Source organism: bacterium (genome assembly GCA_035559435.1).
GTDB lineage: Bacteria > Zixibacteria > MSB-5A5 > WJJR01 > WJJR01 > JACQFV01.
Genome location: DATMBC010000064.1, coordinates 13,677 through 36,758, shown reverse-complemented (window position 1 = coordinate 36,758; position 23,082 = coordinate 13,677). Strand labels below are relative to the sequence as shown.

Genomic DNA, 23,082 nt, shown 5'->3' with positions numbered 1-23,082 from the left:
GGTGTTGCCCGCCTTGGCGGCTTCGACCGCCGCGTTGAATGACTTTTTGGCTTCCTCCGTCGGTTCGGCCGCGGCCGCGGCAAACCAAATACCTCCGGCAAGCGCCGCCACAGCGAACACAGTCGAGAGTCGTTTACGCATTAATCCATCCTCCTTGTATCCGGGCTTGCTGATTAAACAATCGATCTGGCTTCCCGTTCCGTCAATCTAAACTTTTTCTCTCTGCTCGCGGAGTTTCGCCGCCACCGCCGGATCGGACAGGGCGATGATCTGGGCGGCCAGAAAGCCGGCGTTGATGGCGCCGTGGTCGCCGATAGCCACAGTGGCCACCGGGATTCCCTTGGGCATCTGCACCGTAGAGAGCAGCGAATCCATGCCGTTAAGCGCCGAGCCGGAGAGCGGCACGCCGATCACCGGACGAGTGGTGTTGGCGGCTACCGCCCCGGCCAGATGCGCGGCCATGCCGGCGGCGGCGACAAAGACTCTGGTGCCGCCCGCTTCGGCGTCGCGCACCATCCGCACCACCTTCGCCGGGGTGCGGTGCGCCGAGGCGACCTCGAGACGGGCGCTGATGCCGAACTCATCGAGCGTCTTGACCGTCTTTTCCATCGTGGCGCGGTCGGACTCCGAACCGATCAAGATGAGCACTTGTGGATTCATGGTTGGCTCTTTCGAATGGGCGCGTCTGGCATCGCCCTACCGCCGGCTGCCGGTTTCGAGACGGCGCGGGCGCATGATGCGTTTGGTGCGCAGACCGATGTCGCGGCGGTAGTGCGCGCCCTTGATGCGGATACGGTCGATGGCCGAATAAGCCGCGGCGACCGCCCCCTCATGCGAACTGGAACGCGCGTACACGCCGAGGATGCGTCCCCCGGAAGAGACCAACCGTCCCCCGCTCTCGCGGGCGGTCCCGCCATGGAAGCAGAGGATGTTGCCCTGCTCGGTGGCGGTGTTCCCTTCGATGGGCACTCCGCTCTCGTAGCGTCCGGGATAGCCGCGCGCGGTGAGAATGACGCCGGCGCAGTACTCCTCAAGCCAGGCCAGCGGCTCCATCTGCAGCTGGCCGGCCAACGCCGCGCCGATCACATCGACCAGATCGGTCTTCAGAAGCGGCAGGACGACCTCGGTCTCCGGATCGCCGAAGCGGCAATTGTATTCGAGCACCTTGGGCCCGTTGTCGGTGATCATCAGGCCGGCGTAGAGAATGCCGGTATAGGGGATGCCCTCGTCGCGCATCGCCTCGACGGTCTTGTTGAGGATGCGTTCGGCGATTTCCTCGAGCACCTCGTCTTCGACCGTGCGCGCGGGCGCATAGGCGCCCATGCCGCCGGTGTTGGGCCCCTTGTCGCCGTCCTCGAGACGCTTGTAGTCGCGCGCGGGGATCATCGCCACGGCGCGCACGCCGTCGGCGAAGGCCATGACGCTCATCTCTTCGCCGGTGAGGGCGCGTTCGATGACGATCCGGTCGCCGGCGGCGCCGAAGGCGCGCTCGACCATGATCATCTTCACCGCTGCCGCCGCTTCGTCGTTGGTGCGGCAGACCACCACGCCCTTGCCGGCGGCGAGGCCGTCGGCCTTGACCACCAACGGGCCATCGGAGCCGGCGATGAATTTCAGCGCATCGTCGCTGTTGTCAAAAATGCGGAACGGCGCGGTCGGGATGGCATGACGGCGCATGAACTCCTTGGCAAAGGCCTTCGAGGACTCCAGTTGCGCGGCGGCCTTGCTCGGGCCGAAGATGCGCAACCCGGCGGCGCGGAAGTCATCGACGATGCCGTCGGCCAGCGGCTGCTCGGGGCCGACGATGGTCAGATCGACCCCTTCGCTCCGGGCCAGATCGAGATAGCCCTGGTTGGACTTGTCGGGCGGGTTGACCAGACGCGCGACATCGGCGATGCCGGCGTTGCCCGGGGCGCAGAGAATCTCGCGGACCTGCGGCGACTTTGACAGCCGCCAACAGAGGGCATGCTCGCGTCCCCCGCCGCCGATTACCAACACTTTAAGCTGCTTGGCCATGATGCGTCGCTGCCAGCGATGTGCCTGTGGGCGGATCGTGACAGACGGCTAATTTGCGGCCCCGGCGCAGTCGACACAACAGCGAATCTCAGACAATGGGAGGTGGCGGCGGCCGCGGGAGTGGGCGTGACAGGACGGGGGATTGTTTTCTGTTGACAGGTATGGGGATGGGGTCTACAATTCGCGGCACACCGGGACGGGGTGCCGGGCCGGACTTTTTCACTCACTTCGGAAGTAATGGCCGGAGGCCGACTTATGGAAGCATTGGGAATGATCGAGACCAAGGGATTGGTCGCACTGATTGAGGCATCCGACGCCATGGTGAAGGCCGCAAAGGTCACTTTGGTCGGCTATGAGAAAATCGGCGGCGGGTATGTGACGGCGATGGTGCGCGGCGACGTGGCTGCCTGCAAAGCCGCCACCGATGCCGGCGCCGCCGCGGCCGGCAAAGTCGGCGAGGTGGTCGCGGTGCATGTGATCCCGCGCCCGCATGGCAACGTGCACGAAATCTTCCCGACCCGTCTGCCGGGCGAGAAGTAGGCCATTTCCGCCCCGTGCCGGGGCGGGCAATTGCCGTCGTCTTCTTCGCCCTGGAGGGTCGTGCGACGATACGGCGGTGCAATGTCCAGTTGAGCGTAGGGGCGTGTGGTTCACACGCCCCTACATTATTTGATGCGCAATCGCCATTGGGTCCTGCCGTCCATGCCTTTGACTGACAGCGAAATATCCGAGATCGTTCAGAAAGTACTTCGAGAGATCCGCCGTCCGGACAGCCGGACGCAGGCGGCCCTGACTCTGCGACGCGACGCCGAGAAGGGACGCGAGGCCGGGGTCTTCGACACGCTGGACCAGGCCATCGAGGCCGCCGGGCGCGCGCAGAAGTCGCTGCTTGATCTGGGGCTGGCAACGCGTTTTGAGATCATCCGCCGGATGCGCGAGACCGCGCGTCAATCGGCTGAACTCTGGGCACGGATGGCGGTCGAGGAGACCGGACTGGGACGTGTCCAGGACAAGTACAACAAGAACCTGCTTTGCGCCCGCAAGACTCCGGGCCCGGCCGACCTGAAAAACGATTCCACTTCCGGCGACGATGGCCTGACGATCGTCGAACCGGCGCCGTTCGGCGTGGTCGGCGTGATCACCCCCTCGACCAATCCGGCGGCGACGGTGATCAATAACGCGATCTCACTGGTGTCGGCGGGCAATGCCTGTGTGTTCAACCCCCACCCGGCGGCGAAACATGTCTGCCGGGCGGCGGCCGCGGCGTTAAGCGATGCGATCGTTCAAGGCGGCGGGCCGGCCAATGTGGTCACCGTATTGCGCGAGCCCTCGCAGGACAGCGCGGCGGCGTTGATAAGGCATCCGGGGATCGACCTGCTACTGGTGACCGGCGGGATGCCGGTGGTGCGTCTGGCGATGGCCTCCGGCAAACGCGCCATCTGCGCCGGACCGGGCAATCCGCCGGTGGTGGTCGATGAGAGCGCCGTCATCGGCAAGGCCGCGCGGGACATCGTGACGGGCGCCTCCTTCGACAACAACATCCTCTGCACCGACGAGAAGGAAATCTTCGTGGTCGACAAGGTGGCCGACGCCCTCAAGCGCGAACTGGCGCAGCAGGGCGGTTTTGAGATCAAAGGCGCCGACATCGACCGGGTGACCGCGCTTCTGGTCGCCGAGGATCCGGGCGGACACGGCCACCGGCCGGTGAAGATCCACCGCGAGTATGCCGGAAGCGATCTCGACGTCATTCTTGCCAGGGCCGGACTTACGGCGCCATCGCGGGCGACGCTCGGATTCATGGAGGTGGCCTGGGACCATCCGCTGGTCATGGCCGAACAGTTGTTGCCGATCCTCCCCCTTGTCCGCTGCCGCACCTTCGAAGAGGCGATGGAACGCGCCATCATCGCCGAGCACGGTTACCATCACACCTTCGTCATGCACTCGACCAACATCACCCACCTGTCGGCGATGGCGCAGAACTGCAACGCCAACATCTTTGTGAAAAACGGCCCGAACATGGCGGGGCTGGGGTATGGCGGCGAGGGGTACACCACCATGTCGATCGCCGGGACCACCGGCGAGGGCCTGACCCGCGCCTCGACGTTCACCCGGCCGCGGCGATGTACCCTGGTCGACTACTTTCGGATCGTCTGACGGCGGCGCCAGTTGAGAATGCATACGAACAATTGGGAACCATCCGCATATAAGTGATCGAATGACGACAACAACGACAGAATCCATTGCGCGCGAGCGCGCCGCGGCGTTCCGTTCCGACGTGGACCGCGGCATTCTCGATTTGATCGGCCATACGCCGCTGGTGCGGCTGGGCCCGACGGTGCGCGATCTGCCGCACCGTGTCTACGCCAAGCTGGAGTACTTCAACCCCACCGGTTCGGTGAAGGACCGTCTGGCGCTCTTTGTCCTCGACGAGGCCGAGCGCCGCGGCTGGATCAAGCCGGGCGATCTGGTGATCGACAATTCTTCGGGCAACACCGCGGTGTCGGTGGCGATGGTGGCGCGCCAGAAGGGCTACCGCGCGCTGTTCACCGTCCCCGACAAGACCTCGGCGGAGAAGATTGACCTGATTCGCGCCCTGGGGGCCGAGGTGGTGATCTGCCCCACCGATGTGCCGCATGATCATCCCGATTCGTACTACTCCTCGGCGCGACGGATCGCCAGGGAGCGGGGCGCCTATCTGGTCGACCAGTACCACAATCCGCTGAACATCGAGGCGCACTACCGCACCACCGGCCCGGAAATCTGGCAGCAGATGGATGGGCAGGTCGATGTGTTCATCGCCGGGATCGGCACCGGCGGCACGCTCTCCGGCATCGCGCGCTACCTGAAGGAGGTCAAGCCGGGCGTGCGTGTGCTTGCGGTCGATCCCGTCGGATCGATCTTCCATGAACTGTTCACCCACAACCGCGAAGGCGAGCCGGGCCGTTATTACGTCGAGGGAATCGGCACCGACACGCCCTGTGGCGCGATGGACTTTTCCGTGGTCGATGAGGTGCTGCAAAGCGACGACGCCGAGGCGTTCGCCGAGGCGCGGCGCATCGTGATGGAGGAAGGGCTGATCGCCGGCGGCTCGGCCGGTTCGGCGATGGCGGCGTTGCGCAAGTGGTGTGCCGCCAATCCAACGCAGCGCGATCTCAACATCGTGACGCTCTTCGCCGACAGCGGCATGCGCTATCTTTCGAAGTTCTTGAGCGAGCGGTGGATGAAGGAAAAGGGGTTTGCGGTCTGACACGAAGTGACCGTGCCTCCCCCCTGCTCCCTTCGCGCGTTGTAACGTTCGCAGTCGTAGGTCAGGAGCACTGCGCCGACGATCCCGACAGATCGATGACATCGGAAGCGCGGGGTTCCCGACATACCAAATGCTCAGTCTCGGGAGGGCGAAGCTCCCGCCGAGCCTGCTCTTGGTGGCGACCAAAAAAAGCAGGCTCGGCAGAAGCCTTGCCCTCCCAATCCATTTCACCCCTCCCTCTGTCATGATCAGCGGAGCGAAGCATCTTCGCTTTGCCCGTCGATGAGAGAGGCAGTCGTAGGTCAGGAGGACTGCGCCGACGATCCCGACCGATCGATGACTTCCGAAACTTCGATTACAGGAAACCCCGCGGGCCGGATGACCAGCGGGGTTTCTTGTTTCGATGGATCTGACGCGCTACTTCAGCAGGATCATCTTACGTGTCGCGGTCCAGGCACCGGCATCGAGACGGTAGAAGTACACACCGCTGGCCAGTTCGGCGCCGTCGGCGGCGCGTCCATCCCACGCCACCTGCACTGGGCCGGGGCCATCGAAGCCTTGCAGACGGCGCACGGTCTGGCCGGCGACGTTGCAGATCGTAATGCTCCACTCCCCGGCCTGCGGCAGCGCGATCGGGATCACCGTGCCGGCGTTGAACGGGTTCGGGTAGTTCTGCAGGAGCGCATACCCTTCCGGCACAATCGCGCGGGCCTGACGCACGGCGAGCAATGCGCCTTGGGCATCGGAAATTTCGACGCCGACCAGTTCGAGAGAACCGGATCCGTTGGTCGCCAGAGAGAGCAACTGGTGGTGGCCGGAGGCAACGAAGGCGTTCGCGTCCCAACCATAGATGAGGATTTTCAGCTCACCGCTTTCGGTAGTCCGTGCGCGCACTTTCATCCCCGCCGCTGCGGCCGACAGTATCGGCTCGCCGCAGTCCAGCCCCTGCGGGCGGAAGGTGAGCAGCAGGCCGCCGATGTCGGTGGGGGCATCGAGCACAACCCGCGCCTCGTTGGCGGCGACCTGGGTTTCGATGCGGGCCTCGGTCGCAAAGGGCGAGAGTTTCGCGCCCGGAATCGGCATGGCCGCGCCGGAGATAACCCGGATCAGGTAGACCAGGTCGGCCACGGTGGCCGGCACGCCGTCGGCGTTGACATCCGACGCCTCGATCTGCAGGCCGCGCATGAACGGATCGGCGGAGAAGACGTCGCCGCCGGCGAGATAATCGATCAGCAGCACCGCATCGCCGACTTCATAGGCGGCGCCGTTGCGGTTGATGTCCCCTGCCTCGCTCACCGGCGCGGCGAGGCGGACCGTGGCCGGCGTGATCACGATCGCCGGCGAGACCGGCATGGCCAGCGCGCCGCAGGCATCGCCGACATCCTTGCGCACGAAGGCGACATCGCGCTCGTGCGAGAGGAAGCAATTGGCGCCGCAGTCGGTCTGCGCCGACCAGATCGGCAGGGTCTGGCCTTCGCGGGCGCGGTCGGGAGCGACGGCAAAGTGCAGCTTCGCGATGACGCCGCGCGGCCAGAAAGCGTTGGTCGGCAGATTGCTCTGCCCATCCAGATTGGCGGCCGCCTGCACCACCACCATGCGCGAGCCGGGACGGTCCCCCACGGTGATGTCGTAGGTGAAGGACTTCCACAAACTGACCGCGTCGCCGCGATCAACATCCAGCAGCGTGAGCGCCTCAGGGTCGTAGCCGAAGGCCAACCGCACGGCCTCCAATTCCTCCTCGACCACATCGATGCGCACCGGCACGGTGATGCGCGAGCCGACCGGGGCGATGATCTCGCCTTTGTCCGGCGGGCCGGCGGAGGCGAAGAAGTTGCACGGCTCCATGATCACGGTGACGATGCGCGTGAAGGTGGCGCGGTTGCCGCATTCATCGACCGCGGTAAAGATGTAGCGGACCGGCACCGGGATGGTGCCGCAACTGACGCCGCCCAACCCGGCGCGGGTGCAGGTCAGCGTTACTTCGCCGCAATCGTCTTCGACTTCGACGCCATCGAGCGTGCAGGGCGGCAGCCCCGCCAGTCCGTTCACGGTGATCGGCGGCGGCACGCTGACAAAGACCGGCGGCGCGGTGTCGATCGCGGTGATGGTCTGGACACATTGAGAGACGTTGCCGCAGAGGTCGGTGGCGATCCAGGTGCGCTTGATGACGTAATTCGAGGCGCACGAGCCGGGTGTGACCGCATCGCGATAGTCGATCGCGGGCTGCGGATCGCAAACGTCCGCGGCCGTCGCCTGGCCGGTCGACAGCGGATCGACGGGGTCATGGCAGCCGATTGTGACATCGGGCGGGCAGGTGATAACCGGCCCCTGCGAGTCGTCGACGGTGATCAACTGGATGCACAGCGTGGAATTGCCGCAGTCGTCGGCCGCCGTCCAGATGCGATAGAGGAAAAACTCGCCCGGGCAGGCGCCGGGCGCGCGGGATTCGGTGTAGGCGACGGTCGGCTCCGGATCGCAGGCATCCACGGCGGTGGCCCAGCCGGTGGCCGCCGGATCGATCGGATCGCCGCACTCCACCGTGACATCGGACGGACAGGTCAGAGTAGGCGGCGCGGTGTCCAGCAGCGTGATCAACTGGACGCAAGTGGCGCTGTTGTCGCAGGCATCGGTTGCAGTCCAGGTGCGGATGACCAAACTCATGCCCTCACACTGTCCCGGATGCACTTCATCGATGTAGTTCACGACGGGCGCGGGCAGGCAGTTGTCCGTGGCGGTCGCCCTGCCGGTGCTGTCGGGATCGGTGGACGCGGAGCATTCGAGCGTCACGTCGGGCGGACAGACGATGGTCGGAGGTGTGGTGTCATCGATGGTAATGGTCTGAACGCAGGCGGCGACGTTGCCGGCCGCGTCGGAGACGGCAATCGTGCGTGTGATCGTGCCGCCGCACGGTCCGCCGACTAGCGGGCCATCGACACAGGTCGCCGGCAAAACGATCAGGCCGAGGCACTCATCGAATATCGGCATCGCGGTCGGACAGGGCGGGACATCCTCCACACAGGCAACGTGGATTTCCGGCACACAGTCGACGAACACCGGCGGCGTGGTGTCGATAACCACGACGCGTTGCGTGCAACTGGCGCTGTTGCCGCAGCCATCGGTCGCGGTAAACGTGCGCACGACCCCGTCGGCGATCAGCGCATCCACGCAGGAGAGCGTGACCGGGCCGCAGTTGTCAGTGGCGGTCGCCTCAGTCGGGTCGCAGGGCGGAATGTCGCCAAAGCAGCCCACCGTGAAATCGGGAGGGCAGGTGATCACCGGCGGCTGGGTGTCGCTGACGGTGATGATCTGGATGCAGGTGGCGGTATTGCCGGCCGCGTCGGTCACGGTGATGGTGCGGGTGATGGCGCCGCCGCAGACACCGCCCACCAACGGACCATCGGAGCAGGTCACCGGCGCGACGATCAATCCGAGACACTCATCGAAGACCGGCATCGTGGCGGGACAGGGCGGAACATCGGCCCGGCATTGCACACGGATTTCGGGCACGCAGTCGACGAAGATCGGAGGCGTGTCATCGTCGATCGTGATGATCTGCGCGCAGGAGGCGGAATTGCCGCAGGAGTCGGTCGCGGTGTAGGTGCGAATCAAGCCGGTCGCGGTCGGCGTGTCGACGCAGGTGACCGATTGGACGCCGTAATTGTCCGACGCGGTCGCATCGGCCGGATCGCAGGCCGGCACATCCTCGCCGCATTCATAGAGCGCGTCGGCCGGGCAGACGATCGTGGGCGGCGTGGTGTCGTCCACGGTGATCGTCTGGGTGCAGGAGGCGCTGTTGCCACAGGCGTCGGTGGCGGTGAAGGTGCGCGTCACCGTGCCGCCGCAGGACTCGCCGACCAGCGGGCCATCGCTGCAGGTGACCGTGACCGTGCCGCAGTTGTCCGCGGCGGTGGCATCGGACGGATCGCAGGTGGGAATGTCAACGAAGCGTTCGACGGCAAAGTCCGCCGGGCAGATGATCGTCGGCGCGACATCGTCGATGACCGTCCAGACACGCCGGCAGTGTGCCGTGTTGCCGCAATCATCCGTGGCGGTGTACACATCGGTGATGACCAACGGGTCATCCACACAACCCGCGCCGCCGTTGGCGGTGCGCGTAGCCGTCACGGTCACCGTGGCATCGCAATTGTCCAGTGGGTCGAATCCGCCCAGCGCCTGCGCCGGAACATCCGCGACACAGGCAAACGTATCCGCCTGTGTGCAGCCGGCGGGGAATGACGGCGGATCGTTGTCGTCGATGGTGATGGTCTGGACGCAGTCCGACGTGTTCCCGAGCGCGTCGGTGCAGCGGTAGGTGCGGGCAATCGTGCCGCCGCACGGGCCGCCGGTGAGCGGACTGTCGCCGATCCAGGCGGTGACCACCGGCGGACAGCCGCCCTGGCAGACGACCAGCGATGGATCGGGCGGCGGGACATCGGACTCGCAACTGACCGAGGCGGCCGGCGGGCAAACCGATTGGAGCGGATCACAGGTGATCGATGAGACCACCTGGCAGATGTTCGCATTCGACAACGACACGCAACGCTTGCTGGCGTTCGGATCGGTCGGCGCGCAGACGCTGTTGCCCGGGTTCGGGCAGGGGTTGGGCTTCTCTTCACCGAGGAACTTTAGACGCACGGCGAAATCCACCGGCGGCGAGACCAGATGGACCGTGGCCTCGCCGAAGGCGTCGGTGATGACCGTGGTGTCGGGCTCGTTGCCGACATCGACGCCGCAGTTGGCGCCCTGCGTCAGCAGGATCAGCACCGCGCGTCCGGGCAGCGGCGCTTCATCGCCGCCGCCGCAATCCTGCGTCAGCCGGAAGCGGATGGTAAACGGCGTGCTCGGCGGCACCGACTCGGGCACTGAGAGGAAGGCGAGATTGGTGTTGGCGTCGACGACCGTGGTGGTGGAGATGGTGCCCGAAGTCAATCCGGTGGCGGTGATGAGCAGGATCTCGTCGACGTTGTCATCAAACGGCACGATCCAGTCGGTGACGAAACCGCCGGAACCGTTGGCGCGCACCTCCCACGGCTGGTGCCCCTCCCCTGTTTCGGGCGTGCCGTCGGCGTGGGTGATATGCACGCTCACGATTTCGGCGGAGCCGAAGCCGGCGCCGCGGATGTGGATGGTCTCTCCGGGCGCATAGTCGGGTTTGTCGGTGCTGAGCACGGCGGCGGACGCGCCGGCGGCGGTCGCAACCATCGCGGCCAACAGCACCAGGGCACAGAACCCGACGCACTGTCCGTACACCCGCAGGCGCTTGGACAATTGATTAGCGGTCATCTCCACACCTCCCTATCGATGTCTTGCGATCCGGCGACGGGGAGTCGCCGGCTTTTTTGGCAAAGCGGCGCGACAGGCGCTTGGGCGCCTCGTTCAGGTTGTCAGAATGCCGGCTCGGACTCCACCTCCGACCGTGAAGACGATGACAAATGCGCGTGACGCGGCCGGGGCCGCGGTCGATCAGAATGACTGGACGGTAATCAGACGAGTCCCTTGCTCCACAGATAATCTAACCCCATAAATCAGGTAGTCAAGCAGTTGACCCGGCGGGGTCCGGCTTTTGACAAAAACTGGCTCCGGTATCAGGAAGCACAAAAAAGCCCCGCGGGCTTTGCGCCCGCGGGGCTTTGGACAGCCGGGCCGACCGTTCCAGTTACTTCAGCAGGATCATCTTGCGGGTTGCGGTCCAGCCGCCGGCCTCAAACCGGTAAAAGTAGACTCCGCTGGCCACATTACCTCCACCCGCATCCCGTCCATCCCAGTACACTTGGATGGCGCCCGGGCCATCATGGCCGGCCAGCCGCCGCACGGTCTGGCCGGCGACGTTGTAGATCGTCACCGACCATGCCCCGGTCTGCGGCAAGACCGCCGGGATGATGGTGCCGGCGTTGAATGGGTTGGGATAGTTCTGCAGAAGCGCATAGTCCTCAGGCAGTGTGGCGCCGGCCTGGCGCACGGCGAGCAGATCACCTTGAGCATCAGAGACTTCGACACGGATCAACTCGATTGTGCCGAAACCGGATGTCGGTACCAGCAGGAGATCATGCCGCCCGGCGGCGAGCCGGTCACCGCGGTTCCAACCGTACATGAGCACGGTCAGGTCGCCGTCGGGATTGACGCGGGTGCAGGTGCGCAGCGCCGCTCCTTCGGGACAGACCACCGGCGTTCCGGCGGTCAGATCGCGGCTGCGGAACGTGAAGAGCAGCCCGCCGATGTCCACGGGCGATTCCAGCGTCAGACGCAGACCTTCGGGGGTGCTCTGCGCGCGGACCAGCGCGTCGGCGACGATCGCCGCCGGCTTGGCGCCCGGCAGAGGCGAGGCATCACCAGTGACCACACGAATCAGATAGACCAGGTCGGCCACCGAAGCGCGCACGCCGTCGCCGTTGACTTCCGTCGCGTCCAGCTGACGGTTGCGCACGGACGGATCGGAGGACAGCGCGCCGGGAACGCCGGCGAGCACATCGACAAAGAGCACCGCATCCCCGACTTCATAGGCGGCGCCGTTGAGGTTGATATCGCCGCGCGTGTTGGGCGCGGGCGCGACACGGGCGTGGGCCGGGGCGATCGTCACCGCGGGCACCATCGTCGCCGACATCGGGCAGGGATCGCCGCTGAAATCGGCCGGGACATACGCGGTCATCCCGTCGCGGCTGAGCAGACAGTGGTCGTCGCACTCCTGCTGTGAGGGCGCGATCGACAACGTCCGTCCTTCGAGCCGACGGTCGGCGGAGACGGCGAAGTTCAGGTAGGCGATCACGCCCAGCGGCGCGTAGGCGCTGGTCGGCGGGGCACCCTGGCCGGGCAACTGCACAATCCCCGTGACCGAAACACGCCGCGTGGTCGCGGAGGCGCCGGCGGCGGTGCGGTAGCTGAAGTGCTGCCAGCCGTTCAACCCAACGCCGCGTGTCACCCCCAGGAGAGTGAGCGCTTCGGCATCGTAGTTGAAGGTCATCTCGAAGGCCCCGATTTCATTGTCGAGACTGTCGATGGCCAGCGGCACGCTGATCTGCGTGCCCAGCGGCGCGCTCAGTTCGGCGCCGGCGGCCCCCAGCGTGACGAAGAAGTTGCAGGGCGGCATGTTGACGGTCACCAACCGTGTGCAGGTGGCGGAGTTGCCACAACCGTCGGCGACGGTATACTGGTAGGTGACAACGACCGGCAGACTGCCGCAGCCAACCCCGCCCAATCCGGCGCGGGTGCAGGTGATCGTCACCGGGCCGCAGTTGTCGGTGGCGTTCACACCGCTGCCATCACAGGGCGGCAGATTCTCCAGCCCATCGACGGTGACCGGCGGCGGGCAGGCGAGGATGACCGGCGCGGTGTTGTCGATCACGGTGTGAGTGCGGGCGCATTGCGCCGTGTTGCCGCAGGCGTCGGTGGCGGTGTAGGTGTCGGTGAGGACCAGCGGATTGCCGACACAACCGGCCCCGCCGTTGGAGGTGCGCGCCACCGTGACCACGGCCGCGCCATCGCAGTTGTCGGTCGCCAGCACGCTCAGATCCGGCGGCGGCACCGCGGCGAGGCAATCGTAGGCGGCATTGGCGCCGCAACCGTTGACGAACACGGGCGGCGTATTGTCGATGACGGTGTGAACACGCGTGCAGGTCATCGTGTTGCCGCAGTCATCCGTGGCGGTGTAGGTGTCGGTCACCACCAACGGATTACCGGCGCAACCGGCTCCGCCGTTGTCGCTGCGCACCGAGGTGACTGTGACATCGGCGTCGCAGTTGTCCGTCGCGGCGCCGGGGGCCAATGGCGGCACATCGGCCGCGCATTGATACTGCGCGCCCGGACCACACCCGGCGGTCAACGTCGGCGGCTGGGTGTCCATCACTTCGATGAGCTGGACACAACTGCTCGAATTGCCGCAGGCATCGGTGGCGGTCCACACGCGGGTGATCGTCTTCTCCGCGGCGCAGGCGCCGGGTGTCTCGCTGTCGGTGAATGTAACCGCGGGCGCCGGATCGCAGGCGTCGGTGGCGGTGGCGAATCCGGTGGCCGCCGGATCGGTCGGCTGGCCGCATTCAACCGTCGCGTCGGCCGGGCAGACAATAGCCGGCGCAACGTCATCGACAACCGTCAGCATCTGGTCACAGGAAGCGGTGTTGCCGCAGGCATCGGCGGCGGTCCAGGTCCGCGTGATGGTGTAGGACTGCGGGCAGGCGCCGGGCGCCATCGCGTCGGTGAATGTGACCGCCGGATTGGGATCGCAGTTGTCGCCGGCGGAAGCTGTGCCGGTTTGCGACGGGTCGGTCGACGCGCCGCAGGCCAATGTCACAGACGGCGGACAGGTGAGCGTGGGCGGCGTGTTGTCGTCGACGGTGATCACCTGCGTGCAGGTGGCGACATTGCCGCTGGCGTCGGTGACGGTGATCGTGCGGGTGATCGTGCCGCCGCATTCGCCGCCAACCAGCGGGCCGTCGCTGCAGACCGCGGGCGCCACGATCAGCCCTTCGCACTCGTCGAAGACCGGCATGCTGGTCGGACAGGGCGGCAGATCGGCCAGACACTCCACCGCGAACGCCGGCGGGCAGTCGACAAACTGCGGCGGGGTGTCATCGGTGAAGGTGATGACCTGATTGCAACTGGCGCTGTTGCCACAGGCGTCAGTGGCGGTGAAGGTGCGGATCACGCCATCAACGGTGGGCGTCTCGGAACAGGTGACAACCGGGGCGCCGCAATTGTCGGAGGCGGTGGCCGCCAACGGATCGCAAGGCGGCAGCGTGCCGCCGCAGGGCAGCGTCTCGTCGGGCGGACAGGCGATCGAAGGCGGCGTGGTGTCGTCGATCGTGATCACTTGCGCGCAAGTGGCGGTGTTGCCGCAGGCGTCGGTGGCCGTGTAGGTCCGGGTGACGGTTCCGCCGCAGGGTCCGCCGACCAGCGGGCCATCGACGCAGGTCACGCTGACGGCGCCGCAGTTATCCGCAGCGGTCGCATCGGCCGGGTTGCACGGCGGTAGATCCGCCAGACATTCGACCGTGAATCCGGGCGGGCAGGAGATGGTCGGCGCGATATCGTCGACGATCGTCCAGGTCCGTGTGCACTGCCCGGCATTGCCGCAGTCGTCGGTGGCGGTGTAGATGTCGGTGATCACGCGCGGATCGCCGGGGCAGCCGGTGGCGCCGTTGTCGGTGCGGGTGTGCGTGAGCGCAAGCGACACATCGCAATTATCGATCGGGCCGATCCCCCCCAGTCCCGGCGGCGGCACCTGGCTGATGCAAGCCACCGTATTGGACTGGAAGCAGGCGGGCGCGAAGAAGGGCGCGGTGTTGTCGTCGACCGTGATGGTCTGCACGCAGTCGGCGGTGTTGCCCATGGCGTCGGTGCAGCGATAGGTGCGGGTGATGGTGCCGCCGCAGGGACCGCCGGTGAGCGGGCCATCCCCAACCCACACAGTGGTCACCGGCGAGCAACCCCCGTCGCAGACGACGCTGCCGGGGCTGGGCGGCGGCACTTCCGCTTCGCATTCCACGGTCAGCGGCGGCGGACAGATCGCCTGCAGCGGATCGCAGGGCACCGCCGAGATGGTCTGACAGAGATTGCCGTTGGACAGTGAGACGCAGCGCTTGTTGGCGTTCGGGTCGTTCGGGGCGCAGGCGCTGTTGCCCGGGGTCGGACAGGGATCGGGCTTGTCCTCGCCGAGGAATTTGATGCGCATGGCAAAATCGCCGGCCGGCGCGGTGAGACCGGCGGTCGCCTCGCCGAAGGCATTGGTGACAGCGGTCGCGTTTGGATTCTGTCCGACATCGACCCCGCAGTTGCCCTCGGTGATGAAGAAAAGGATGGTGCGGCCCGGCAACGGAGCGTCGGGATCGCCGCCGCAGTCCTGCGTCAGGCGCGCCGTGACCGAAAACCCGGAATTCGGCGGCACCGAGGTCGGAATCGAGACGAAAGTCAGATGGGTGTTGGCATCGAGGATCGTGACGCTGGCCGCGATGCCCGATGTCTGCCCGGTGGCGGAAATCAGCAGTTCCTCATTAACGTTGTCATCATAGGGAACGGTCCAGTCGGCCAGGAAGCCGCCGGAGCCATTGGTCGGAACATCCCAAGGACCATGCCCCTCGCCGGATGCCGGGGTGCCATCCAGATGGGTCACCTGCAGCGTGACCACTTCGGCTGGGGCGAAGCCGGCCCCGCGAATCCGCGCGGTCTCGCCAGGGGCGTATTCCGGCCGGTCGGTCGTGACGATGGCGGCACTGGCGGCCGTGGGAATGACGGTGAGAAACAGGAAGCCGAGGACAGTCAGATAGGATAAGAAACACGACGCAGACCGGCGTCGGCGCGCAGTCAAGATGCACATGTCTTGCCCTCCCAGAACGTGTTGTTTTGCAATAGGATAGTGGAGTAAAGCCGATCGACGGCACGAGTACGGCACAACACTTCACACCTTGGACATCCACGGACCTCCTTTATTTGAAGGGCCCGATTTAAGTCCACTACTCAAGCATCGCTGGCGATCTCGAGTCGTGAGTGCTCTGCTCCGACATGGGCAGTCGGCCAGACTACAACTGTGGTTACACCACGACTTAAATAGTTACGATTAGAACGGGTGTCAAGGTCGGAATGTCACCGGCGGCCGGAATTATTGGGGAGGCAGGTGAGAATGATGGATCGACCGAAACGGTTCCGAGAAAGCGGACAGCGGGAGCGGGTCGGAGGGTGGGAGCGTCTGTTGATTTGGCGGTCTTGGCCGGGGATCCAAGCTTGTGCTTCGAGGCGGATTTTCAAAAAAAGTGTTGACTAACCGCAAAAAAGTTGTATTCTGCCAGCACGTGCTAAGCGGTCTTGCTGACTGCTTAATTGCTGTGCCACAATCTCGAACACCGACTTCGGTTTGAAACGTCGTGATTTCGAACCCGCGGTGACCTACGCCCAGTAGGATTCCTTTACCAATAGATTCCCGCAAGCGGTTATAAGAAGCTCTTGTGCGGCTTTGCGTTAGCCGAGTCCGGCTATCGCTGAAGCACACCCAAGTCAGTCCCGCTCTCTGACTGACATCCTTGCAAGTGAGACAACGTAAAGGAGCAAAGGAGAATGAAACATAGACTCATGGTATTGGCGAGCGTTTGTCTCGTCGTACTCGTCTCGACCGGTTTCGCCTTTGCCGCGAGCAGTGGTCACGTCGGTACACCCGGTGGGGCACAATCCCAGGGTCTGCCGCGTTGCGCCACAGTCCAGGTTCCGATTTTCTTGGACATCACCAGCCCGTTGGGCGCCTGGGGTTTGCCCCTGACGATCACGGGTGGCGCCACGATTCTGGCGGCGGCTCCTGGTCCTGACCTGGCCGGCTTTACGACGGCCGTGGGCGGGTTCCCGGGGACCTCTGGTGTCTTGAATTTCACTGGCGGATGCCTCCCCGCGGGGACGTATTCCGGCATTTGGAATCTGACTGTTCAGACCCCTGCAGACTGCCAAGGCACTATCGTGATCGACACCGCCTTTTATCCGCCGGCCGGAGCCTTTGTTGTGATGGGCTGCGACTGCTGCGAATATGGGCCGTTCGACTGGTTCCGCGGCGAATTTCCGCTCGAGAACCAGGCGCCGATTTGCGGCACGAATCCCGACGAGTCTGTGAACTTCACCGGTTCGGTGAACAAGCAGCTAAGTGCCAGTGACCCAGACGCTTGCGACGCGCTGACTTACTCGCTCGTCTCGATCGTCCCGCCGGTGGCTGGCGCCGCGGCTGTCTCCCCGTCTGGTGTGTTTACCTACTCGGCGGTCTGCGCCGACAAGGGCGCCCACGTCGTCACCTTCCGCGCCACCGATCCCTGCGGCGCGTCGGTTGACTGCACGTTCAACCTGACGGTGACCAACACCGCTCCGGTTTGCGGCACCAACAACCCCGAGAACGTGTACTTCATGGCAGGCGTCAACAACAAGCAGCTCAACGGTTCCGACCCGAACGGCAACCCGGTCACCTACTCGCTGGTTTCGATTGCTCCGGCGAACGTGGGTCCGGCCACGGTGAGCGCGTCGGGCGTGTTCAACTGGCAGACTGTTTGCGCTGACGTCGGCGTGCACACGGTCACCTTCCGCATCAGCGACGGTTGCGACTTCGTCGACTGCAGCTTCCAGGTGACGGTGTTCCAGAACGCTCCGGTGGCCACCTGCCCGTCGGATGCGTCGGTGGACTGGAACGCTCCGGCGGCCGGTTACACGCTGACCGCCACCGACGATGGCTGTATCGGTCCGCTTTCGTGGACGCTTCTCTCCGCGGTCCCGGCTCCGGCCAATCCGGCCTTCGTGGCGGGCAATGTGCTGACCTTCGATCCGGCCTGCGCCGATGTGGTCAAGGGCCCGATCACCTTCACCGTCCGCGTCTCTGACGGCGAGAAGGCTGACACCTGCTCGTTCAACATCACGGTGACCAATGCGGCGCCGGCGATCACCTGCCCGGACGACCAGTTCGCGGTTTTGGGCGACCTGGTTTCGGCGGCGGCTTCGGCCGTCGACCCGGCGGGCAACCCCTTGACCTTCTCGCTGGTGTCGTTCACGGCGCTGGAAGGCCAGGGCGCTCCGCACAACGCTCCGTCCGTTGACGCGGCCGGCAACTTCTCCTGGCAGACCTCGTCGGCTGATAACAACGACGCCGGCCTGTGGGAAGCCTGCATCCGCGTGGAAGACGGTTGCGGCGGCGTTGATGAATGCTGCTTCCAGATCGACGTGCTCTCGTATGCCCTGTGCATCCGCTCGGGCCTCGATTCGGCCAACATTCACACGCTCAACGGCCAGATTGCGACCGCCTATGTCACCTTGTCCAACACCTATCCGTTGGGCGGTATCGATCTGCTGATCTGCTACGATCCTTCCGGTCTGTCCTTCCTCGAGGCCTTCCCGGTCGACGAGATGGCGGATTGGGAATACTTCACCTATCGTCACAGCCCGGCGGGCAACTGCGCGGGTTCGTGCCCGAGCGGCTACATCCGCGTCGTGGCGATCGCTGATCTGGACAACGGTCCGGCGTTGCATCCTCCGGACGCGTCGTTCTATCTCGACGGCCGTGTCGTGGGATTGAACTTCCAGGTCACCTCCGACCGCAACTTCATCAACCAGTGCTTCAACGTGGGCTTCTGCGTGCTGGATTGCGGCGACAACGCCCTGTCGTCCAAGTCGGGCGACACCCTGTTCATCCCGATCGGTTCGCCGACCGACTGCATCGACCCGACCAAGCAGGCCGCTCGTGACATCATCGAGTTCTGCCCGGGCCGTATCTGCATCGACGAGCCGCCGGATGATCGCGGCGACATCAACCTCAACGGCCTGGCCAACGAGGTCGGTGACGCGGTGTTGTTCATCAACTACTTCGTGTATGGATCGTCGGTGTGGGATCCGGTGTGGGACGAAGTCCAGATCCTCGCCACCGACATCAACAACGACGGCGTCGTTCTCACCGTGGCGGACCTGATTTACCTGATCCGCATCATCACCGGTGACGAGCAGCCGTTCCCGCCGGGAACCGGCACCGGTTCGCCGAAGCTGTCGCCGTACGCCAACTCGGGCACGGCCACGGTGCGGGTGGAGAACAACAGCGTCACCGTGTCGACCTCCTCGAGCGTCGACCTGGGCGGCGCCCTGTTGGTCTTCCGTTACAGCGGTCTGTCGACGGGCGAGCCGATGCTGCTCTCCGGCGCCGAAGGCATGAACCTGCGTTACACCGCCAACGGCTCCGAACTGCGCGTTCTCGTTCACCCGTCCTGGAACGGCGAGCTGGCCAGCATCGGCGCCGGCACTCGTGAGATCCTCTCGATCCCGACTTCGGGCGAGGGTTCGATCGAGCTGACCGAAGTGCAGATGTCGGATGCTCGTGGCGCGCTCATGTCGACCTCGGCCGCCAAGGCGGTCGTGCCGACCGAGTACGCGTTGCTGCAGAACTATCCGAACCCGTTCAACGCGGGTACGGTGATGTCCTTTGACCTGGCCAACGACGCCGACTGGTCCGTGACGATCTACAACGTCACCGGCCAGACCGTCCGCTCGTTCGCCGGTCACAGCGCCGCGGGACGCGTCAATGTCTCCTGGGATGGCACCACCATCGCCGGCGACCATGCTTCGTCGGGCGTCTACTTCTACCGTGTGGAAGCCAATGGCTTCAGCGCGACCAAGAAGATGACCCTGGTGAAGTAACCGTTCCAAATCGCGCAAGCGATTCACCCCGGGCTGAGCAATCAGCCCGGGGTGTTTTTTTTGATAGGTCCTGTCGGACCTATAGGACCTATTCTGCTCTAACCCTTGAGGTTGCCGATCGGGATCAGGCGGGCGACGCGTGTGGAGATGCCCAAGTCGTGGACGGTGGCCACAACCTCGGAGATGTCTTTGTAGGCGAAACCGGCCTCCTCGGCCAGGCCGGAGAGGGAGGCAGCACGGATGACGATGCCGCGGTCCAGCATCGACTGCTTCAGTTTGTCGCCACGGATCATCTCCTTGGCTCTGGAGCGGGACATGGTGCGTCCGGAGCCATGGAGTGTGGAGCCGAAGGTTTCCTGCATGGCGACGTTGGTGCCCAGGAGGAGGTAGGAGCCGGTTTCCATCGAGCCTCCGACGATAACCGGCTGTCCAATATCGACATAGTCTTGCGGCAGGTAGCCGCGTCCCGGCCCGAACGAGCGGGTTGCTCCTTTGCGATGAACGAGGAGTTTCTGCTTAACTCCATCAATCTCATATTCTTCCAGCTTGGCAATGTTATGGGCGACATCGTAGACAACTTCAAGCCCAAGCGTTATGTCATTCTTGCCGAACACCTTGGCGAATGACTCGCGAATCAGGTGAGTGATCATCTGCCGGTTGGCGAAGGCGGAATTGGCGGCGCAGTTCATGGCGGCGAAGTAGTCGGCCCCGGCGGGATCGGTGAAAGGCGCGCAGGCCAACTCCTTGTCGCCGGTACGGATACCGTAACGACTCATGACTGGCAGGAAGGTCTTCAGGTAGTCGGTGGCGATCTGATGGCCGAAACCGCGGGACCCGCAGTGGACCATGACGCAGATCTGGTCGGGCCGGTCGATGCCGAAGGCGCGGGCCACCCCCCAGTCATAGACGTTTTCCTGTTTAACCACTTGGACTTCGAGGTAGTGATTGCCGGAGCCGAGGGTGCCCAGCTGGTCGAGACCCCGCTTGACCGCCCGATCGGAGACTTTGTCGGGGTTGGCGCCGGGGATGGCGCCACGTTCCTCGGTGTGCTCCAAATCGTCAGAACGGCCGTAGCCGCGTTTTACGACCCAACCCCCACCGGATATCATCACGTCCCGATATTCGCGCTCAGAAAGCCTTAAAACGCCTTTACAGCCTACTCCACAGGGCACACGCGAGTACAACTCGTCCATCAGCGCCGCCAGACGGGGACGGACCTCGGATTCGGTGAGGTTGGTGCGCAGAAGACGCATGCCGCAGTTGATGTCAAAGCCGATGCCTCCGGGCGAGATCACTCCTTGGTCCGGGTCGAAGGCCGCCACCCCGCCGATCGGGAAGCCATATCCCCAGTGGCCATCGGGCATGCAGATGGCATACTTGCGGATACCGGGAAGGCAGGCAACGTTGGTCAGTTGATTGAAGACGCCGTCGTCCATAGTCTGGAAGAGCGTCGATGAGGCCAGGATCCGTGCCGGAACCAGCATCCCGGGTTTGGCTTCAGGCGGGATTTCCCAGACACCGGGACGGACCGGACGTGCCATTTCACGGAGGTAATGGGCGGAAGCTGTTGTCATATATCCAGGACCACACGGGCATGATAGCGGCCATTCTGAATTCCTGCTTCAAACAGGTGCAGGGTCACCGCCTTAACATCTTGTCCCAGCAGATGCCGTTTGCGATCGATGGTTTCGCCGACGATGTGCGCAGTAACTTGCCAGCCATGGGCCTCGCCGCCATCGAAGCTGAAGTCGCGTCCGAAAAGTCCTTCGGTGTCTTTGAGATAGACCAGCTCGCTCAGCCAGTCATACACGAGCGACTCCAGCGAATCGGCGACCAAGTCGACATGGCGTGTCCGACTGGGCATCACGGTGCTCAGATCGACCATGACCCCGGTGGTGGCGACCGCCGCGCCGGCCAGCAGGTCCTGCCATGTGTCCGCCTCGACCTCGAAGGCGACATCAGCGAGGGCCACATCGGGTAAGTATTTGAAATTAAAAGACATTGCCTCGGCGGCTCCGGTGGTTGCGCCGGAGGGCCGAGCCAATGAACATAGCGCGATGCTTTAAGGCAAGTAACCTACGCCATAAACCGGTATGGTCAGGTTTTGGGGTTGCGGACCTTCGAAATGAAGGGTCACGGAGGCATTGTACTCGCCGATCGGGGTTTGCGGGGTGGCGCGGATGAGGATTGCCGCCTCCCCCTTGCCCTCTAACTCGGTGGTGGACAATTCGAAGTGCATGAAATCTTCAAGCGGCGAGGCGATGCTGATCTTGTAGGGCGCCACGCTGGTGTTCTTGATCATCACCACCTGCTCGGACTTTCCCAGGGTGTCGAGGTAAACCATCGCCGGATTGGCGATCATGATCCCTTCGAACATCCCGACCTCGGCGGTGAACTTGAGCTTGTTGGCGGTGGTCAGGGTATCGTTCGTTTCGACCGTGGCGGTCTTGGAGAGCTTCCCCTTGAACCGCCGGGTGTCGAATTTGAGGGCCAGACTGACCGAGTCGCCCGGGGCCAGGCGGTTTTTCGTCAGGGGCACACTGGTGCAACCGCAGCTGGGACGTACTCGGATGATCTTGAGCGTGTCGGTGCCGACATTGTGCGCCCAGTACTTGTGCATGACCGGCAACCCCTCGGGGGTGTAGCCGAAATCGAAGTTCTCCTCGGCAATCTTGAGCTTGGGCTGGGCGGAGGCAGCGACCGCGAACACGAGCATTAAGACACACGACAGCAACAACTTGGAACGAAGCATTCAGTCCTCCCGTAACAGATCCTCAAGCGTTACTTCAAGTGCACCAGCGGGATGGTAGTGACCACTCCTCCGGCGACGATCCGGCAGTAGTATACGCTGGAGGGGCGGTGGATGCTCCATGGAAGTCGGATTTCTCCCGTCGGAGCGGCACCGCTGCCAGAGACGAGTGTCTGGCCGAGGATGTTAACCACGGAGAACGTGTAGGGCGCTGAGGCGTCGGCGAGGGATACGACCAGTTGGGGGCCTTCGAGACGGGCACTGGCCACAGCCCTCTCCCCCGCCGGCTCGGAGGCGGGATCATCGAAGATGCCGCTCGGCGGCCCCTGATCGGGGCGCAGATAGTGGATTTCAACCATCAAGCCGACCGCGTGGCCGATCCAGACATCGCTGCCGCCATCGGCGTAGCCGATCATCGTTGTCAGGTCAGGATTGTACTGGTTGGCGCCCAGGCGCACAAACGCGGCATTCTGCTGCCAATACCCTACCAGCCAATAGGTTGGTCCGGAGTGGATCTGCCAATTGACCGGGGATTCCACCCAGCCGCCGATACGCAGATTGGGGTTTGCGGAAAGAGAGACCGCAGTCGGAATGTCGGCGACCGGGCCAGGTTGATCCACGTTGCCAGTGTGCAATGCCCAAGCGAAAGCGGCGTGAGCCGCCCAAGTTGCCGCGCTGGTGGTGTCGGGCTGGCCTTGGAGGTAGTAGGCGCGGATGGAGGTTATCAGGGTGCCGGCGAGGGCATCGGGGAGGCGTATTGCCACACGAGCGCTGTCGACAGTCTCCGAGACGCTGAAACGACTGTTGATCGGGCCAGTGCCGCAGAACTGGGTGTCAGGAACGGTCTGGGCGGCGGAGACGGTGGCCAGGAAGAGGACCAGGAGGCCGGCGAAGATGGGCAGACGTGGATGCATCCGTGCATCAGACTGCCCCCCCCATC

At 64.4% G+C, this 23,082-nt stretch carries 12 protein-coding genes; 4 read left to right on the top strand and 8 right to left on the bottom strand.

Translation table 11 applies throughout. The features are described from left to right. Positions 1 to 207 precede the first annotated feature (207 nt). On the bottom strand, positions 208 to 660 hold the full coding sequence (gene purE / locus VNN55_07630) for a 5-(carboxyamino)imidazole ribonucleotide mutase (GenBank protein ID HWO57420.1): 453 nt from the start codon (positions 658 to 660) through the stop codon (positions 208 to 210). A gap of 36 nt (positions 661 to 696) precedes the next feature. Then, positions 697 to 2,016, bottom strand: a complete 1,320-nt coding sequence (gene purD, locus VNN55_07625) for a phosphoribosylamine--glycine ligase (GenBank protein ID HWO57419.1) — start codon at positions 2,014 to 2,016, stop codon at positions 697 to 699. 255 nt (positions 2,017 to 2,271) lie between these two features. Here purD and eutM point away from each other — a divergent pair, with 255 nt between their 5' ends. The 3 genes from eutM (at position 2,272) to VNN55_07610 (ending at position 5,263) form a co-directional block, all read left to right on the top strand. Next, a complete protein-coding gene (gene eutM / locus VNN55_07620) occupies positions 2,272 to 2,556 on the top strand; it encodes an ethanolamine utilization microcompartment protein EutM (protein HWO57418.1) in 285 nt (94 codons plus the stop codon). A gap of 162 nt (positions 2,557 to 2,718) precedes the next feature. Then, a complete protein-coding gene (locus tag VNN55_07615) occupies positions 2,719 to 4,170 on the top strand; it encodes an aldehyde dehydrogenase family protein (GenBank protein ID HWO57417.1) in 1,452 nt (483 codons plus the stop codon). 61 nt (positions 4,171 to 4,231) lie between these two features. Next, on the top strand, positions 4,232 to 5,263 hold the full coding sequence (locus VNN55_07610; GenBank protein ID HWO57416.1) for a cysteine synthase family protein: 1,032 nt from the start codon (positions 4,232 to 4,234) through the stop codon (positions 5,261 to 5,263). Between the two features lie 417 nt (positions 5,264 to 5,680). On the opposite strand, the gene VNN55_07605 is transcribed toward VNN55_07610, so the two are convergent. Continuing rightward, entirely contained in the window at positions 5,681 to 10,546 is a 4,866-nt protein-coding gene (locus VNN55_07605) for a FlgD immunoglobulin-like domain containing protein (GenBank protein ID HWO57415.1), read from the bottom strand. A 373-nt stretch (positions 10,547 to 10,919) separates the two neighbouring features. Further along, the gene (locus tag VNN55_07600) at positions 10,920 to 15,569 is read right to left on the bottom strand and encodes a T9SS type A sorting domain-containing protein (GenBank protein HWO57414.1); all 4,650 of its coding nucleotides are present in this window, start codon (positions 15,567 to 15,569) and stop codon (positions 10,920 to 10,922) included. 1,124 nt (positions 15,570 to 16,693) lie between these two features. Here VNN55_07600 and VNN55_07595 point away from each other — a divergent pair. After that, the gene (locus VNN55_07595; protein ID HWO57413.1) at positions 16,694 to 19,393 is read left to right on the top strand and encodes an Ig-like domain-containing protein; all 2,700 of its coding nucleotides are present in this window, start codon (positions 16,694 to 16,696) and stop codon (positions 19,391 to 19,393) included. A 98-nt stretch (positions 19,394 to 19,491) separates the two neighbouring features. Here the strand turns inward: VNN55_07595 and VNN55_07590 are convergent, their stop codons facing one another. From VNN55_07590 to VNN55_07575, 4 genes are read right to left on the bottom strand one after another with little or no spacing between them, the layout of a single operon-like run. Further along, complete coding sequence (locus VNN55_07590; protein HWO57412.1) at positions 19,492 to 20,967, bottom strand: RtcB family protein; 1,476 nt, start codon at positions 20,965 to 20,967, stop codon at positions 19,492 to 19,494. Next, positions 20,964 to 21,395 (bottom strand): archease, encoded by a 432-nt coding sequence (locus tag VNN55_07585; protein ID HWO57411.1) that lies wholly within the window; start codon positions 21,393 to 21,395, stop codon positions 20,964 to 20,966. Before VNN55_07585 ends, VNN55_07590 begins: the two co-directional genes overlap by 4 nt. Before the next feature lie 60 nt (positions 21,396 to 21,455). Continuing rightward, positions 21,456 to 22,145: a DUF1573 domain-containing protein gene (locus tag VNN55_07580; GenBank protein HWO57410.1), complete on the bottom strand. Its 690-nt coding sequence runs from the start codon at positions 22,143 to 22,145 to the stop codon at positions 21,456 to 21,458. 29 nt (positions 22,146 to 22,174) lie between these two features. Next, complete coding sequence (locus VNN55_07575; protein HWO57409.1) at positions 22,175 to 23,056, bottom strand: hypothetical protein; 882 nt, start codon at positions 23,054 to 23,056, stop codon at positions 22,175 to 22,177. Positions 23,057 to 23,082: the final 26 nt, after the last annotated feature.